This is a genomic window from Amycolatopsis rhabdoformis (assembly GCF_035918295.1).
GTDB classification, from domain to species: domain Bacteria; phylum Actinomycetota; class Actinomycetes; order Mycobacteriales; family Pseudonocardiaceae; genus Amycolatopsis; species Amycolatopsis rhabdoformis.
This window is the reverse complement of record NZ_CP142149.1, coordinates 7618540-7634720: the sequence shown is the minus strand read 5'-3', so window position 1 is coordinate 7634720 and position 16181 is coordinate 7618540. Positions and strand designations below refer to the sequence as shown.

Sequence of the window (16181 nt, the reverse complement as noted above, 5' to 3'; positions counted from 1 at the left end):
CCTTGAGGGATCAGAGTCCGGGAAGGCGCCCTTCACCGACCGAGGCGGGGAGGGTGCGGGTGTGACCCGGCTGACACGTAGTCTTAAGGGTGTGGCGAACCCTGACACGGACACCGTGACCAGCACCGTTGACACCACCGAACGCGCGAAGGCGACCCCGGAAACCACGCAGCCGTACCTCGAGCTCGGCCTCGCCGAAGACGAGTACGCGCGGATCCGCGAGATCCTCGGCCGCCGGCCCACCGACGCCGAGTTGGCGATGTACTCGGTGATGTGGAGCGAGCACTGCTCGTACAAGTCCTCGAAGAAGCACCTGGGCTACTTCGGTGAGACGGCCACCGCCGAGATGAAGTCGAAGATGCTCGCGGGCATCGGCGAGAACGCCGGCGTGGTCGACATCGGCGACGGCTGGGCGGTCACCTTCAAGGTCGAGAGTCACAACCACCCGTCCTATGTGGAGCCCTACCAGGGTGCGGCCACGGGTGTCGGCGGCATCGTCCGCGACATCATGGCCATGGGCGCGCGCCCGCTCGCGGTGGCCGACGCGCTGCGCTTCGGCCCGGCCGACGCGCCCGACACCAAGCGCGTGCTGCCCGGGGTGGTCGCCGGCGTCGGCGGCTACGGCAACTGCCTCGGCCTGCCGAACATCGGCGGCGAGCTGGTGTTCGACCCGTCCTACAGCGGCAACCCGCTGGTCAACGCCCTGTGCGTGGGCGCCATGCGGGTCGAGGACCTGCACCTGGCGTTCGCCTCCGGCACCGGCAACAAGATCATCCTGTTCGGCGCGCGCACCGGCCTCGACGGCATCGGCGGCGTGTCCGTGCTGGCGAGCGACACGTTCTCCGGCGACGAGAGCGCGGCCGGGCGCCGCAAGCTGCCGAGCGTGCAGGTGGGCGACCCGTTCACCGAGAAGGTGCTCATCGAGTGCTGCCTCGACCTGTTCAAGGAGAAGCTCGTCGTCGGCATCCAGGACCTCGGCGGTGCCGGGCTGTCCTGCGCGACGTCGGAGCTCGCGGCCGCCGGTGACGGTGGCATGCACGTGTACCTCGACCGCGTGCCGCTGCGCGCCACGGGCATGACGCCCGCCGAGGTGCTCTCGAGCGAGTCGCAGGAACGCATGTGCGCGGTCGTGTCGCCCGAGAACGTCGAGGCGTTCATGGCCGTGTGCGCGAAGTGGGACGTGATCGCCACCGACATCGGCGAGGTCACCGACGGCGACAACCTCGTGATCACCTGGCACGACGAGGTCGTGGTCGACGTCCCGGCCCACACCGTGGCGCACCAGGGCCCGGTGTACGACCGTCCGATCCAGCGCCCGGCGACGCAGGACGCGCTGATCGCGGACACCTCGGCCTCGCTCAAGCGCCCGTCGACGCCCGAAGAGCTGCGCGCCGACCTGCTGAAGCTCATCTCCTCGCCCAACCAGGCGTCGAAGGAGTGGGTCACGGCGCAGTACGACCGCTACGTGCGCGGCAACTCCGTGCTCGCCCAGCCGTCCGACTCCGGCATGATCCGCATCGACGAGTCGAGCGGCCGCGGCGTGTCGGTGTCCACCGACTGCAACGCGAAGTTCGTGTACCTCGACCCGTACCGCGGCGCGCAGCTCGCGCTGGCCGAGGCCTACCGCAACGTCGCCACGGGCGGCGCGACGCCGGTCGCGGTGTCCGACTGCCTCAACTTCGGCGCCCCCACCGACCCGGCGGTGATGTGGCAGTTCGAGCAGGCCGTGCACGGTCTCGCCGACGCGTGCGTGGAGCTGGGCATCCCGGTGACCGGCGGCAACGTGAGCTTCTTCAACCAGACCGGCGACACGGCCATCCTGCCGACGCCGGTGATCGCCGTGCTCGGCGTGATCGACGACGTGACCCGCCGCATCCCCACCGGCATCGGCGCGGAGGCCGGCGAGACGCTGCTGCTGCTCGGCGACACCCACGACGAGCTCGACGGCTCGGCCTGGGCGCGTGAGCTCCACGGGCACCTCGGCGGCGTGCCGCCTCGCGTCGATCTCGCCCGCGAGAAGCTCATCGGCGAGGTCCTCGTGGCCGGCTCGCGCGACGGCATGATCTCCGCCGCCCACGACCTCGCCGACGGTGGCCTCGCCCAGGCTCTGGTCGAGACCGTCCTCATCGGACAGTGCGGCGCGCGCGTGTTCCTCGACCGCGACCAGGACCCGTTCGTGCAGCTGTTCTCCGAGTCGTCGGGCCGCGTGCTCGTCGCGGTGCCGCGCACGGAAGAGCTGCGGTTCACGGAGATGTGCACCGCGCGCGGCCTGCCGTGGCGCAAGACCGGCGTGGTCGACCCGGACTCGGGCACGCTCGAGCTGCAGGACATCACGGAGTTTTCGCTCGACGAGCTGCGTGAGACGTGGGAGAAGACGCTGCCGGCGCTGTTCGACTGACGCACCGCGCCCCGAAGCAGAGGGCCGCTTTCCTCGGTACGCCAAGGAAAGCGGCCCTTTTCAGAGGCCGGACACGGTGAGGTAGGCGATGTCGTCGTCGTGGGCGTCACGGCGCCAGCCGTCGGGGAGCCGGTGCTCCGTGGTGGACTTCAGCACCGTGTAGTACACGTCCAAGTGCTCGGGCGCGCGGGCGAAGCGCAGGTCCACGAAGCGGCCGAGGAACGACGTGCGGCGCAGGTCGAGGGAATCGGCGAAACTCGCGCCGCCGAACAGCGCGTCCTGGGTGAACACGGCTTCCTTGAAGGTGGTTCGGCCGCTGAACGTCGTATCGGTGAAGTCGGCGTTCTCGGCGAACACCGTGCCGCTGAACCACGCGTAGTCGAGGAACTTCGCTCCGCGGCAGCGGAAGTTGCCGATCAGACGGCCGTTGCCGGTGCCGGCGGCGGTGAAGTACGCGCGGTCGGTGATCACGCAGCCGCTCAGGTTCGTGCTGCTGTGCAGCGACGCGTAGCGCAGCAGCAGCCGGCCGATCTTGCGGCGGGACAGGTCCAGGTACTCCAGTACCGCGCCGGTGAGGTCGAGGTCGTAGCTCGGCGCGTCCTCCTCGGAGGCCCACGGCAGCAGCTCCGCGACGAGGCGCTGCGCGGTCAGGCGCACCTGCAGCTCCCGCTCGACTTCGGGCCCATCTTCGACGTTGCGATCTTCGTAGCGCGCGTGGTCGAACGGCCGCCGCAGGTACGCGCACAGCACGTCGAGCACAGTCTGCGTGTACGTCGGCCGGCTGCGCGCCAGCCCCGCCAACGCGTGCAGCGCGCCGACCCGGACCTGGTCGGCCTCGTGGCCGAGCAGCTCCACGGACTTCGCGAACCGCTCGTCCGACACGCGCTCACGGTCCTGATCGGCGCGGCGCATCTCCAGGTCGTGGCGCTGCCGCTCGATTTCCTGGCGCGCCTCTTCGACGCGGCGGCGCCGGTCGTTGAGCCACAAGGCATACAGCGCCACGACCGCGCCACCGGCCAGCCCGGCCGTTTTCAGGGCTTCGCTGCGGCTGGTGGCGGGGTCGGTGAGCAGCCAGCCCCCGACCCCGCACAGCAGCAGTACGGACGCGACGAACGTCCACAGCAGTGGGGACCGCACGGATCAGAACGCGATGACGAAGAAGAACCCGATGCACCAGTTGCCGCCGACGGAGGTGGCGATCACCGAGCCGTTGGCGTCCTTTCCGGACAGGCTGCCGTTGAGGCTGGCCGTGACGGTGGCCGTGCCGTCGTAACCCTCGACCTTGAGCTGCGGGGTGCCGGTGGTGGCCTCGTCGATGCTGTCCTTCGAGAACGCCTCGCTGCCCTGGCACGTCATGGCCGTGGCCCCGGGGCCGTCCTTCGCGTTGATCTTCGCGACGAACGCGTCGACGGCCTGCTTGGCCTCGGCCGGCGTGCCGGCGCCGTCACCGGTGCCGGGGATGTCGGTCTCGTCGGTGGGCAGGCCCGGCAGCGACGGTTCGCCGGTGGGCAGCTGCGGCCGCGACGACGGGACCTGCGGCGGCGGCTGCACCGGGTTCTGCGTCTGCGCGGAGGAGCCGGAGTCCTTGCTCAGGAAGAAGCCGGGCGCGACGAAGCCGGTGATGCCCAGCGCCACCACGACCACCACGGCCACGGCGACGCCGATCCACAGACCGGTCTTGTTGTTCTTCGGCGGCTGCGGGCCACCGCCGTACCCGCCGGTGCCGTAGGGGTTGTTCGGGTCCCACCCCTGCTGCGGGTACTGCTGGGTGCCGGGGTACTGCTGTTGCTGGTAGGGCTGGCCGTACGGCTGCTGCCCGGGGTACTGCTGGGCGTTCGGGTCCCAGCCGGGCTGCTGGCCCGGCTGCTGCTGAGCGTTCGGATCCCACCCCGGCTGCTGAGGAACCCCGCCCGTGCCCGGCTGTTGCCAGCCTTGGCCGTAGGGGTCCGGCTGGCCGCCCTGCCCTGGCTGCGGTGGGTAGGTCATTTCCGGTTCCGCCCTTCCTGGTGCACCGTTTCGCGCCGTGGTCTGACGACCGGCGGGCGCCGGCGGTTCCTCCCCACGTGAGGTGCATTCTGCAAGGTCGGGGGCCACGGCACAAAAGACGTGACGAGAACGAAGCCCCCGGCCGCCCGCACGGGACGGGCGGCCGGGAACCTCAGCTCCGAATCAGCCGTGGATCAGCCGTTGGCCAGTGCCTGGACCCGGTCGAGGGCACCGTTGAAGGTGTCCTGGTCGAGCGGGCTCGAGGTGTACTGCCAGATGGTGTAGTAGCTCCAGCCGTTCGGCAGCGCGCCGGCCGAAGACGCGTAGCGCGCCGTCCACAGCGGCACCGTGGACGAGAAGTTCTGCGACGTGCCCACGCACTGGTTCCACCAGCTCGCCGACGTGTAGATCACGGGCCAGCGGCCGGTCTTGGCGTGGTAGGTGTCGTGGAAGTCGCGGATCCACGCACCCATCGCGGCCTGGCTCAGGCCGTAACAGGTGGCGCCGTACGGGTTGTACTCCATGTCGAGCGCGCCCGGCAGGGTCTTGCCGTCCTTCGACCACCCACCGCCGTGGGCGACGAAGTAGTTCGCCTGCGCCGCGCCGCTGGAGGTGTTCGGGGTGGCGAAGTGGTACGCACCGCGCAGGAAGCCCTGGTTGTACGAACCGTTGTACTGCTGGGCGAAATAGGGGTTGGTGTAGCTCGTGCTTTCGGTCGCTTTCGTCCAGACGAACCGCTTGCCCTGGTTCCACCAGCTCGCCCAGTCGACGTTGCCCTGGTAGCTGGCGACGTCCATGCCCGGCACGGTGGCCAGGACCTGGTTCGGGATGGCGGCCGCGGGCTGCGGCCGCTGGGCGGCGACCTTCGTCGCCGGCGTGGACGAATCACCTTCCACGCGGCGGATCTGCGATCCCAGTTCGTGGTTGTGGTTCTGGATGTCGGCGTTGATCGCGTCGATCGCGCTCGCCGATCGATCCGGGTTGTCCGGAGTGGCCGTCGCCGGAGCCGCGGAGCCGAGCAGGAGCGCCACGGTGGGGATGGCCAGGGCGGAAAGCAGGGTCGCTCGCCGTCCTCTTCGGGAAGTGGACATCGTTGAATCCCTTCACAGATACCCTCGCTGAGGGCGGCTATTGCAGGTAGCCGCCCGGAGGAGATTCTTGATGACGCTCCGGCGTTTGTCATCAAGTTCCGTGAATTCAGAGGGTCACGTGGGTGATTTTCATCGGGTCATGATGACCAATTCGTGAGGTCGTAACGAATGTTCACCCATTTGCCAGATTCCGCAGACTCGTGAGCGGTCCGTTGAGCCAGTTCTGGTCGCCCGGCAGCGAGCCCTTGTCCGCGAACTGCCAGATCACCTGGCTGTGCCAGCCGGCGGGCAGCTCGCCGATCTGCGTGTTGTAGCGCGCGAGCCACAGTGGATTCCCGCCGAGCGCGGGGCTGTTGCCGGTGCAGCGTTTCCACCAGCTGGTGGACGTGTAGATGGTCGGCAGGCGCCCGGTTCGCGCGCGGTAGGTGTCCGAGAAGGACTTGATCCACGCGACCATGTCGGCGGCGTCCTTGCCGTAACAGGTCTCGCCGTAGGGGTTGTACTCCGCGTCGAGCGCGCCGGGCAGCGTTTTGCCGTCGGCGGACCAGCCGCCGCCGTGGGCGAGGAAGTAGTTGGCCTGTGTCGCACCGTCGGACACGTCGGGGCGGGCGAAGTGGTACGAACCACGCACGATCCCGGCCTGGTACGAACCGTTGTACTGCTGGGCGAACTGCGGGTTCACGAACCCCGTGCCCTCGGTGGCCTTCACGTACACGAACTTCGAGCCGGCCCGCGCGGCCGCGGCCCAGTCGACCGCGCCCTGGTGGCCGCTCACGTCGTGGCCGAGCACCTGATCGCTCGCGGTGTACTGCACGTTGGGCGCACCCGCAACACCTTCGTACTTCTCGATCTGCGAGCCGGCGTAGTGGTCGTCCGCGCCTTCGTAGCTGGGCGCGGCCGTGGCCGGCGTGCACAGGGCGAGCCCGGAAACGACCAGCGCACCCCACGCGGTGGCGCCCCGCAGGAGCGGTCGGCGCAGCAGCGGATCACGACGCTTCACCCTGGACTCCCTGCCGGACGCGTGTACTACTACCTCCGCAAACGATGCCCGCAAGCCGCCGTTCCGGCGACTCGGTGATCACCTGATGGAGTGATTGCCCCAGGTCGGAGTGGGGTCGGTATTCGTGAGGGTGAAGCGACGCGGGTACGAAAAGGCCCGCTGTCTGAAGTGGACAGCGGGCCTTTTCGTAGCGGATCCGGCCTGAGTGGACGGTGAAAAGCTCAGCGGCGTTCTTCGGCCAGCGCCTTCAGCAGGTGCTCGGCCGGCACGACCGCGGTGATGAGGTCGTGCGGGTTGATGGCCACGGGGTGACCGGCGAGCAGGCCGACGATGTCGCGCCCCAGCACCGCGCGCGCGTGCGGCCACTCGCGCGGCACGAGCGACTTGGCGGTGTAGGCGGGCACCATCACGCGGCCGTCGGTGTTGTGGAAGCCGATGACCGTGCGCTGCACCGGCGACATGGCGTAGACGAACAGCGTCGAGTCGAGGATGACCTTGGGCAGGTCTTCGGCCGGACGGTGCTCCGTGCGAACGAGCTGCAGCAGCCGTTCGAGCTCGGTGCCGGGCTCGGGGTAACCGAGGGCCTTCGGCGAGGGCCGGTAGCGGTCGTTGGGGTGGAAGTCCTCGACGACGTCACCCGAGGCGTTCACCGGGTACGCACCCACCACGGCCCACGACGGCACCGGGCCGCCCGGGTCGAAGGCCTCGTCGATGACGTAGAGCCAGCTGTTGGGGTTGGCGCGCGCGTTGGCCCGCATCTCGGGGGTGATCTCGGGTTTGCCCTGCGGTCCGCGCCGGCCGTGCCGCCCGGCGGTGGCGGGCTTGTCCGCCGGTTTGCCGCGGCGCGCCGCGGGGGTGGTCGGGGAAACCATCCGATCTGCCTCGTCCCGCTGCGCCATCGCCGTCCCTCGGTGCCGGGTGCTGAAAGTTCGTCCGCCGTCACTCTACTGTTGGGCCATGGCCTCTTCGCGTTCGGTCGATCCCGCTGAGTTACGAGCGGCGGTCCGGGCCGTTTCGGACTGGTTGCGAGGTGACGGCCCGGAACCGACGCGGCCCGAGCTGGCCGCCGCCGTGCGGCTGAGCCTCAAGGCGCTCGCCGCCGACGCGCCCGGTCGCAGCGTGGAAGTGCGGGTGCCGCCGTTCGCGGCTGTGCAATGCGTCGAAGGGCCCCGCCACACGCGCGGTACGCCACCGAACGTGATCGAAACCGACCCCCGCACGTGGCTCGAACTGGCGACGGGCCTTCTCGATTGGCCCAGTGCCGTTGACGCCGCGCGAGTGACGGCCTCGGGCTCGCGCGCCGACCTTTCACACTGGCTTCCGGTGGTCCGGCTCTGACCATCTGGGGTCTTGACCAGTGAATACTCACCCGACGCTGTCGTCCGTCCTCGACTCTCCGTAGAATCGGGAACACAAACCCGACGCGTGCCGAGCCGTGCTATACGGGTTGGCTCTGTACGTGTACTTTGGGTAGTCGGGCTCGAATCCCTCAGGTCAAGGCGAACGGCGTACGGAAGGTCCCGGTCATGAACGCGGTGAACGCGTCCGGCGGCGAGCAGAGTCTCGGCCCGACCGCACGCCGGATGATCCTCGGCTCGCAGCTGCGCAAGCTCCGTGAGGAAGCCGGGATCACGCGTCAGCAGGCCGGCTACAACATCCGGGGTTCCGAGTCCAAGATCTCCCGCCTCGAGCTCGGCCGCGTCGGCTTCAAGGAGCGCGACGTCGCCGACCTGCTCACCATGTACGGCGTCGCCGACGACGAAGAGCGCCGCGCGTTCCTCGACATGGTCAAGCAGTCGAACGAGGCCGGCTGGTGGCGCAAGTTCGGCGACACCGTGCCGGGCTGGTTCACCGACCTCGTCGGCCTCGAAGAAGCCGCGTCGCGCATCCAGATCTGGGAGCCGCTGTTCGTCTCCGGTCTGCTGCAGATCGAGCCGTACGCCCGCGCGATCTTCAGCCACGGCCGGCCCGAGATGGCCGACGAGAAGGTCGACCAGCTCGTGGCCCTGCGCATGCGCCGCCAGAAGATGCTGGCCAGGCCCGACGCGCCGCGCATCTGGGCGGTGCTCGACGAGTCGGTGCTGTACCGGCCGATCGGCGGGCCGAAGGTGTTCAAGCAACAGCTGGAGTACCTGCTCGAGGTGACGACGCTGCCGCACGTGTCGGTGCAGATCCTGCCCTACTGCCGCAGCGGCCTGTCCGCCGAACACGGCTTCGCGCTGCTGCGCTTCGCCGAGTCGGAGCTGCCGAACATCGCGTACGTCGAGTACCTGACCGGCGCCCACTACCTCGACAAGCGCGACGAGATCGAGAAGTACGGCCGCGCGCTCGACCTGCTGGCCGTCGACGCGGAGACGCCGGAGCGGAGCCGGGCTCGTCTGGCGAAGCGTCGCGCGGAGATCTGACCGCGCCGATCTCCTGACGCTCGAGTCAGGTCGACCGCGCCGTGACTCTTCGGGGTACGGCCTCGCTCGTGATCCACTCCGGCTGAGTTCGCGTCTGCGGGCATCTGCTGCACGGTCGTCCGATCGCCCGCGGCGGCGCTCCGAGAGCCTCCCAGGGCCTGCTGGGCCCCTCGTCGGCCGTCGAACCACCGTTCACTGAAAACCCCGCCGCTCACGCGTGGTGGTGTGCGTTCACCCGCTGCCATCGTCACCGAAGCGGGGAGCTTGCTCAGCGCGACGACCACCCCCAGAACGGCGACCCAGCGTGATTTTTCACCCCTTCGAGTGGTGAGGTAATCGCCCGACTGGGACTTTCTACTGAAGTCTGTCGTCACGCAGTGAGAAACTTGCAGAAAATTCTGCACGTGCATTTACCGTTGCATGGGCGCGTGCTAGCGTCCCAGTCACAGGTAGATGCACGTGCAGATTCCTGAGCTTTTCACCGTCCCGGAAGGTGGGGATCATGGCTGAGCGGTTCGAAAACGGCATTCCGGCCGATCGTCTGACCGGCGCCCAGTGGCGCAAGGCGAGCTACAGCGGCGCGGTGGGCAACTGCGTCGAGGTCGCTCCGCTCGCCTCCGGCGAGATCGCGATGCGCAACTCCCGTTTCCCGACCGGCCCCGCGCTCGTCTACACCCGCGCCGAGATGGCCGCCTTCCTCGCCGGCGCCAAGGACGGCGAATTCGACGATGTCCTCGGCTGAGGTCCTGGAGACCCAGGTCGACGTCGAGACCGGTCTCCAGGCGCTGATCGGCCGCGGGTACCAGTTCGTGCACGAGACCGACGCCGACGGCGAGTTCGAAGCCGTGGTGGGCGTCCGGGTGCACGACAACGTGGTGGACGTCGTGCGGCTCAACGCCGAGGACGACGCGGTCGCCACGCGCGTGCCGGGCACGGAGGACAACGTCTTCCAGCCCGAGAAGTGGCTGTGGCGCCGCCGCGGTGAAGTGTCCGAGGTGCTCGCCGAAGTGCTGGCGCTGCCGGACGAGCAGAGCGCGGAACCCGCCCCCGCCAAGGGGTGCTGGGTGCCCGGGCGCGGCGGCACGTCGAAGTGGCTCGCAGCTCGCTGAAACACCCTTGATCTTCAGGCCCCGTGCGACGTGGACAGCCACGTCGTGCGGGGCCTGGTTCACGTTCGGGGCCGGGAGCCAAGATCCACAACGCGAGCACTGCTCTCGCCGGCACCCCGGAACCGGCGCACCGGAGTGGGGAGAACCACGTCCGGCGAGGCGAACCGCGTCTTCACCTCCCTTACACTTGGAGTTGGCCCGCCCACGTCTTCCTGGGAGCTCCTCGGTGGTTTCCGACCCCTCCGCCAGTACTGATCACCTCGACCAGCCCGAACCGGAACCCCGCGAGGAGTGTGGCGTCTTCGGCGTCTGGGCTCCCGGGGAAGAAGTCGCCAAGCTGACCTACTACGGCCTGTACGCGCTCCAGCACCGCGGGCAGGAGGCGGCCGGCATCTCGGTCTCCGACGGCTCGCAGATCGTGGTCTTCAAGGACCTCGGGCTGGTGAGCCAGGTGTTCGACGAGCAGGTGCTGCAGTCGCTGCAGGGCCACATCGCCGTCGGCCACTGCCGCTACTCCACGACCGGCGCCACGGTCTGGGAGAACGCGCAGCCGATCTTCCGCACCACGGCCACCGGCAGCGGCCTGTCGTTCGCGCACAACGGCAACCTCGTGAACACCGCCGAGCTGCGCGACCGCACGAAGGCCGCCGGCCTCAAGCCGCACGCGGGCCTCACCGGCTCGTCGAGCGACTCCGACCTCGTGTGCGGCCTGCTCGCCGCGAACGCCGCCGACAAGGGCATCGAGGCCGCGGCCATGGAGCTGCTGCCCACGCTCAAGGGCGCGTTCTGCCTGGTCTTCGCCGATGAGAACACCCTCTACGCCGCGCGTGACCCGCACGGCGTGCACCCGCTCGTGCTCGGCCGCCTCGAGCGCGGCTGGGTCGTGGCGAGCGAGACCGCCGCCCTCGACATCTGCGGTGCTTCGTTCGTGCGCGAGGTGGAGCCGGGTGAGCTCATCGCCATCAACGCCGAGGGTCTGCGTTCGTCGCGCTTCGCGAACCCGGAGCCCAAGGGCTGCGTGTTCGAGTACGTGTACCTCGCCCGCCCCGACACCACGATCGCCGGCCGCAGCGTGCACGCCACGCGCGTGGAGATCGGCCGCCGCCTGGCCGGCGAGCACCCGGCCGACGCCGACCTCGTGATGCCCGTGCCGGAGTCCGGCACCCCGGCCGCGATCGGCTACGCGCAGGGCTCGGGGATCCCGTACGGCACCGGCCTGGTGAAAAACGCCTACGTCGGTCGCACGTTCATCCAGCCGTCGCAGACGATCCGCCAGCTCGGCATCCGCTTGAAGCTCAACCCGCTGCGCGACGTGATCCGCGGCAAGCGCCTGGTGGTGGTCGACGACTCCATCGTGCGCGGCAACACCCAGCGCGCGCTCGTACGCATGCTTCGTGAGGCCGGCGCACTCGAGGTCCACGTGCGCATCGCCTCGCCGCCCGTGCGCTGGCCGTGCTTCTACGGCATCGACTTCGCCTCGCGCGCCGAACTGGTGGCCAACGGCGTCGACCTCGACGGCATCCGCCGCTCCATCGGAGCCGACTCGCTGGGCTACATCTCGCTCGACGGCCTGGTCGCGGCCTCCGAGCAGCCGAAGACGCGGTTGTGCACCGCCTGCTTCTCCGGTGAATACCCCATCGACCTGCCCGACGACGCCCTGATCGGCAAGCACCTGCTGGAAAGCATGGACTCGGTCAATGGCCAAGCGACTCCGGTCAGCCCGGCCGGGTACGGTGCCGAAGACGCCGTCCGGCGTCCGTAGTCCGAATTGTCCAGTAGGGAGTCCGCTTCCGTGAGCGAGTCCACGAGCGCCACGTACGCAGCCGCCGGCGTCAGCATCGAAGCCGGTGACCAGGCCGTCGAGCTGCTCAAGCCCCACGCCGAGCGCGCCACCCGCCCCGAGGTGCGCGGTGGCGTCGGCGGGTTCGCCGGGCTCTTCTCCCTGAAGCTGGACAAGTGGAAGGAGCCGGTGCTCGCGTCGTCCACCGACGGAGTGGGCACCAAGATCGCCGTCGCGCAGGCGCTCGACAAGCACGACACCGTGGGCATCGACCTGGTGGCCATGGTCGTCGACGACCTGGTGGTGACCGGCGCCGAGCCGCTGTTCCTGCAGGACTACATCGCCGTGGGCCGGGTCGTGCCGGAGAAGATCGCGGCGATCGTCGGCGGCATCGCCGAAGGCTGCGTTCAGGCCGGGTGCGCGCTGCTCGGCGGCGAGACGGCCGAGCACCCGGGCCTGATGGGCGACCACGACTACGACGTGTCGGCCACCGGCGTCGGCGTGGTCGAGGCGTCGCAGCTGCTCACGCCCGAGAAGGTGCGTCCCGGCGACGTCGTGCTGGCCATGGGCTCCTCGGGCCTGCACTCCAACGGCTACTCGCTGGCCCGCCACGTGCTGCTCGACATCGCGCGCATGCCGCTCGAAGGGCACGTGGAGGAGTTCGGCCGCACGCTCGGCGAGGAGCTGCTGGAGCCGACGAAGATCTACGCCAAGGACTGCCTGGCGCTGGCCGCCGAGACCGAGGTGCGCACCTTCGCGCACATCACCGGCGGTGGGCTCGAGGCGAACCTCGCGCGCGTGATGCCGCGCGGCCTGGTGGCGCGTCTCGAACGCGGCACGTGGACGCCGGCGCCGGTGTTCGCGCTGATCGGGCAGCGCGGCAAGGTCGAGCGCGCCGAGCTGGAGAAGACGTTCAACATGGGTGTGGGCATGGTCGCGATCGTGTCGGCCGAGGACGTCGACCGCGCGCTGGCCGTGCTCACGGCCCGCCACGTGCCGGCCTGGATCCTCGGCGACGTGCAGCCGGCCGACGACCCGGACGGCTCGCGCGCCGTGCTTTCGGGCGACCACCCGCGGTTCTGAGTTTTCGCTTGCCGCGGCTGGAAGACTGGACGACGTGGCATCAGTGGCAGAGGACGTGGTGGTCGGCTCCCGGTTCGTGATCCCGGCAGCCGAGTTGAGCGAGCGCTTCTCCCGGTCGTCCGGACCGGGCGGGCAGGGCGTGAACACCACCGACTCGCGCGTGGAGCTCTCGTTCGACGTCGCGCGGTCGGCGGTGATCCCGGAGTCGTTGCGCGAGCGGATCGTGGCGCGGCTGGCGGGCCGGCTCGTCGACGGAGTGATCACCATCGCGGCGAGCGAGCAGCGTTCGCAGCTGCAGAACCGGGACGCGGCGCGGCTGCGGTTGGTCGATGTGCTGCTCAAAGCCTCGGCGCCGCCGCCGGCCAAGCGGCGTCCCACCAAACCGTCGCGGGGTTCGAAGGAACGCCGCTTGGCCGCGAAGAAGCGGCGCAGCGACGTGAAACGCGGCCGCGGTGGCCGGTTCGACGACTAGCCGCGGTCGCTTGACAGGTCGCTGAAAGGGCCCCTTGACGGACGCACAGTCCATCAAGGGGCTCTTCACCGTTCGCTAGGAACTCAGCGACAGGTGCACGCACTCGCCGGCCGGCCGGTAGCCGACCCGGCGGTACACCGTGGCGATGCCCAGGTCGCCCGGGGTGAGGAACGCCGTCGGGGCCTCGCGGGAGTGGACCAGGCGCGTGAGGTGCGCCGTGATCGCCGACGCGATGCCGCGGTGGCGGTAGGCCTCGGCGACGGCGATGCCGGCGATCTCGGCCGCGCCATCGACGATGTCCAGCGCGAAGCCGCCGCCGATCACCGCGCCGGTGGCGGTGTCCTCGGCGCGCACGGCGCGGTCGCCGAACGAGCGGGTGCTCGCCAGCTCCTCGTCGGACACGGCGGGGGATTCGCCGAACGCCACGTTCTGCGCCGAACGCAGGCTGCGCAGGTCGGCGTCGCTTTTCGGAGCGCGGAGCAGGATTCCGGCGGGTGCCGGGTGATCCACGAAATCGGCCGGCGTACAGGTCATGAGCGGCACGCGCCGCTCGAGCGAGTACCCCTGCGCGATCAGCAACTGCTCCAGGTCGGGCGCGGCTTCGGTGAAGAACTCCAGCCGGGGCTGCCGGCCGCGGCCCGCGTACGCGTCGGCGAGCGCCGTGATCTCGGCGGGTGACGGCGCGGCACCGTCGTCGGGGATCGCGTAGTTGACCATCGGGTGGTCGCTGGTGCGAGAAAACGTCGCGAGGAACGGGCCGATCCGTTCGACGTCACGGCCTCGGGGTGCGGTGGAGCGGACATACGCCTGAAGGGCGGACATGCTGGGTGAACCCTTTCGGGGTCGAAGGAGACCCACGCGCACCGCCGAGAGGGGCAGGGCATGGGAAGGACGGCTGACGGGCTCGCGTCAGGCCTGACCTCGGCCGACGCGAGAAGCGGCGGCAAACATAGGCGTTCCTTCGTCCGAAGATCCGAGAGCTTTCAGTGTCCCAGCGGGCGCAAGCGGATTAACGCCGCTCCGGGTGCCCGATCCCGGCGTAGCGCGCGTCCCACACCGAACGCGGCACGCGCAGGCGCACCGGCGCGTTGCAGACGGTGCGGCGCACCTGCTGCGGGATCGCGACCACCGGCACCACCACGTCGAAGTAGCGCCAGCCTCGCCGGGTCAGCACGGCGCCGAGCGTGGCGCCGATCGTGTTGAGCAGCACGTCGTCGGTGGAGGTGACGCGGCCGGTGTGGATGAGGAACTGCGTGGCCTCCACCAGCACGGACGCGCTCAGGGCGGTGACCGCGACCCGGCCCACCGACCGCAGCCGGCGCACGCGCACCGGCACGAGGGCGCCGAGCGGGCACAGCAGCAGCAGGTTGCCGACGACCTGCCAGAGCGAACCGTCGTCGGACAGCGCGGCCGAGAGATCGGCTCCGGGCACGAGGTCGAGCGTGCTCACCGCGCCGGTGCCCACGGGCATGGTGACCAGGCAGAGCACGAGTGCGCCGATGGTCACCGCCAGCACGTCGACGGCCGCGGTGGCCGACGCGTGGGCGTGGCTCAGGCCTGTGTTTCTTCGCCGCCTCCGCGCGGCGAGCAAGGGCCAGCAGAGCAGCGCGTAGGGCAACGCGATGGCCGTGATCGGGATGATCCCCCAGAAAGCGCGCAGCAAGGCACCCATGCGCTTCCCTTCTCGAACCCCTCTGAACTGCTTCTTCACGCCTTCCCAAGATCACCTTCGCATTGCCGGTTCGAGTCGGCATGCTCAGCGGGCCGCACTATTCGGTGATCTTTCCGGTGGCGCGAAACGGCTTCCCGTGGTTCGGTCGAGGCGCGGACCGTCCATAGTGGATGCTGTGGACAACCCTGTGGAAGGATTTCCGGGGCTTGGGGAAAAGCCTTGTTTCACAACGGAAAACAAGGAGCGGGACCTGTGTACTACCCGGCGAGCTTGCGGGCCTGCTCGATGAGCCCGGACAGGTGCAGGCCTCGGCGGACGTCGCACGGGTGCGTGGTCGTGCCGCTCGCGACCATGGCCGCGAAGTCGTCGAGCAGGGCCGTGTAGGACTCGCCGGCGGTGCCCGGTTTGCGCCCGAGCGTCCGGTAGCCGTGCTCGCCGTACACGGCGACTTCGACCACGCTCGGCTGAATCGGCAGCCGCAACGACAGGGTCGCGGTGCTCGTGGCGCCACCCTCGTGGGCGAACATCAGCTGCCACAGGTCATCGGGGCCCCGGTGGGCCGCGAGCACGTCGGTGATGGGGCCGAGCGCGGCGTCGAGCAGGTCGAACGCGTGCGGGCCGATGTCGGCGAGCGCGCCGCCGGAGGCGTCGAGGCGCCAGGCCGACGTGGAGTACTGGCCGCCGAGCAGCGCGCCCGAGAGCCAGCGCGCGCCGCCGCCGCGCCAGCCACCCGAGCGGGCGAGGCCGTCGAGCCATTCGCGCGTCTGCTGGGAGAACCGCAGCGTGAGCATCACCAGCGACGCGACGCCGGCCTGGTCCACGGCGTCGGCCAGCCGCCGCGCGCCCGCCAGGTCGGCGGCGATCGGCTTCTCGAGGATCAGGTGCTTGCCGGCCTCGGCCGCACGCGTGGCGATCTCCGCTTGCACGGCGGGCGGCACCGCGAAGGCGAGGGCGTCGACCAGGGAGAACAGCTCGTCGAGGTCGTCGGTGCCCACGGCGCCGTGGGCCTCGGCCAGCGCGCGGGCGCTCTCGGCGCGGCGCGCCCAGACGGCGGTGAGCTCGGTGCCGGGGTGCTCGGCCAGGCCCGGCGCGTGCACGGTGGTGGCCCAGGGACCGGTTCCGACGAGGCCGATGCGCAGCTGTCCGACGTCCACGCCGGGAAGTGTAGGTGGCTTGGGGTCGGTC

The 16181-nt window shown here is 70.0% G+C and carries 16 protein-coding genes; 8 read left to right on the top strand and 8 right to left on the bottom strand.

Annotation, left to right across the window (positions count from 1 at the left end; all coding sequences use genetic code 11):
* Positions 1 to 91: 91 nt before the first annotated feature.
* A complete protein-coding gene (gene purL, locus VSH64_RS35135) occupies positions 92 to 2398 on the top strand; it encodes a phosphoribosylformylglycinamidine synthase subunit PurL (RefSeq protein WP_326567047.1) in 2307 nt (768 codons plus the stop codon).
* 60 nt (positions 2399 to 2458) lie between these two features.
* Here the strand turns inward: purL and VSH64_RS35130 are convergent, their stop codons facing one another.
* From VSH64_RS35130 to VSH64_RS35110, 5 genes are all read right to left on the bottom strand, one after another.
* Positions 2459 to 3535 (bottom strand): pentapeptide repeat-containing protein, encoded by a 1077-nt coding sequence (locus tag VSH64_RS35130; protein ID WP_326567046.1) that lies wholly within the window; start codon positions 3533 to 3535, stop codon positions 2459 to 2461.
* A 3-nt stretch (positions 3536 to 3538) separates the two neighbouring features.
* Entirely contained in the window at positions 3539 to 4384 is an 846-nt protein-coding gene (locus tag VSH64_RS35125; RefSeq protein ID WP_326567045.1) for a hypothetical protein, read from the bottom strand.
* A 194-nt stretch (positions 4385 to 4578) separates the two neighbouring features.
* Positions 4579 to 5475 (bottom strand): lysozyme, encoded by an 897-nt coding sequence (locus tag VSH64_RS35120; RefSeq protein WP_326567043.1) that lies wholly within the window; start codon positions 5473 to 5475, stop codon positions 4579 to 4581.
* 172 nt (positions 5476 to 5647) lie between these two features.
* Positions 5648 to 6475: a lysozyme gene (locus tag VSH64_RS35115; protein ID WP_407655581.1), complete on the bottom strand. Its 828-nt coding sequence runs from the start codon at positions 6473 to 6475 to the stop codon at positions 5648 to 5650.
* A gap of 221 nt (positions 6476 to 6696) precedes the next feature.
* The gene (locus VSH64_RS35110) at positions 6697 to 7374 is read right to left on the bottom strand and encodes a type VII secretion system-associated protein (RefSeq protein ID WP_326567042.1); all 678 of its coding nucleotides are present in this window, start codon (positions 7372 to 7374) and stop codon (positions 6697 to 6699) included.
* A 58-nt stretch (positions 7375 to 7432) separates the two neighbouring features.
* On the opposite strand from VSH64_RS35110, the gene VSH64_RS35105 reads away from it, so the two are divergent.
* From VSH64_RS35105 to arfB, 7 genes are all read left to right on the top strand, one after another.
* Positions 7433 to 7813 carry a sterol carrier family protein gene (locus tag VSH64_RS35105; protein WP_326838110.1) on the top strand — a complete coding sequence of 127 codons (381 nt, stop codon included), beginning with the start codon at positions 7433 to 7435 and terminating at the stop codon, positions 7811 to 7813.
* A gap of 188 nt (positions 7814 to 8001) precedes the next feature.
* A complete protein-coding gene (locus tag VSH64_RS35100) occupies positions 8002 to 8880 on the top strand; it encodes a helix-turn-helix domain-containing protein (RefSeq protein ID WP_326567041.1) in 879 nt (292 codons plus the stop codon).
* A gap of 502 nt (positions 8881 to 9382) precedes the next feature.
* Positions 9383 to 9622 (top strand): DUF397 domain-containing protein, encoded by a 240-nt coding sequence (locus tag VSH64_RS35095; protein WP_220245081.1) that lies wholly within the window; start codon positions 9383 to 9385, stop codon positions 9620 to 9622.
* Positions 9609 to 9989, top strand: a complete 381-nt coding sequence (locus VSH64_RS35090) for a hypothetical protein (protein WP_326567040.1) — start codon at positions 9609 to 9611, stop codon at positions 9987 to 9989. The genes VSH64_RS35095 and VSH64_RS35090 overlap by 14 nt, the downstream gene beginning before the upstream one ends.
* Positions 9990 to 10215: 226 nt before the next feature.
* The gene (gene purF, locus VSH64_RS35085; RefSeq protein WP_326567039.1) at positions 10216 to 11751 is read left to right on the top strand and encodes an amidophosphoribosyltransferase; all 1536 of its coding nucleotides are present in this window, start codon (positions 10216 to 10218) and stop codon (positions 11749 to 11751) included.
* A 30-nt stretch (positions 11752 to 11781) separates the two neighbouring features.
* On the top strand, positions 11782 to 12852 hold the full coding sequence (gene purM, locus VSH64_RS35080) for a phosphoribosylformylglycinamidine cyclo-ligase (protein WP_326567038.1): 1071 nt from the start codon (positions 11782 to 11784) through the stop codon (positions 12850 to 12852).
* Positions 12853 to 12895: 43 nt separating this feature from the next.
* Entirely contained in the window at positions 12896 to 13324 is a 429-nt protein-coding gene (gene arfB / locus VSH64_RS35075) for an alternative ribosome rescue aminoacyl-tRNA hydrolase ArfB (protein WP_326838109.1), read from the top strand.
* A 75-nt stretch (positions 13325 to 13399) separates the two neighbouring features.
* On the opposite strand, the gene VSH64_RS35070 is transcribed toward arfB, so the two are convergent.
* The 3 genes from VSH64_RS35070 to VSH64_RS35060 form a co-directional block, all read right to left on the bottom strand.
* Complete coding sequence (locus VSH64_RS35070) at positions 13400 to 14146, bottom strand: GNAT family N-acetyltransferase (RefSeq protein ID WP_326567037.1); 747 nt, start codon at positions 14144 to 14146, stop codon at positions 13400 to 13402.
* 187 nt (positions 14147 to 14333) lie between these two features.
* Entirely contained in the window at positions 14334 to 14996 is a 663-nt protein-coding gene (locus VSH64_RS35065; RefSeq protein ID WP_326567036.1) for a VanZ family protein, read from the bottom strand.
* Between the two features lie 257 nt (positions 14997 to 15253).
* A complete protein-coding gene (locus VSH64_RS35060) occupies positions 15254 to 16150 on the bottom strand; it encodes a Gfo/Idh/MocA family protein (protein ID WP_326567035.1) in 897 nt (298 codons plus the stop codon).
* Positions 16151 to 16181 lie beyond the last annotated feature (31 nt).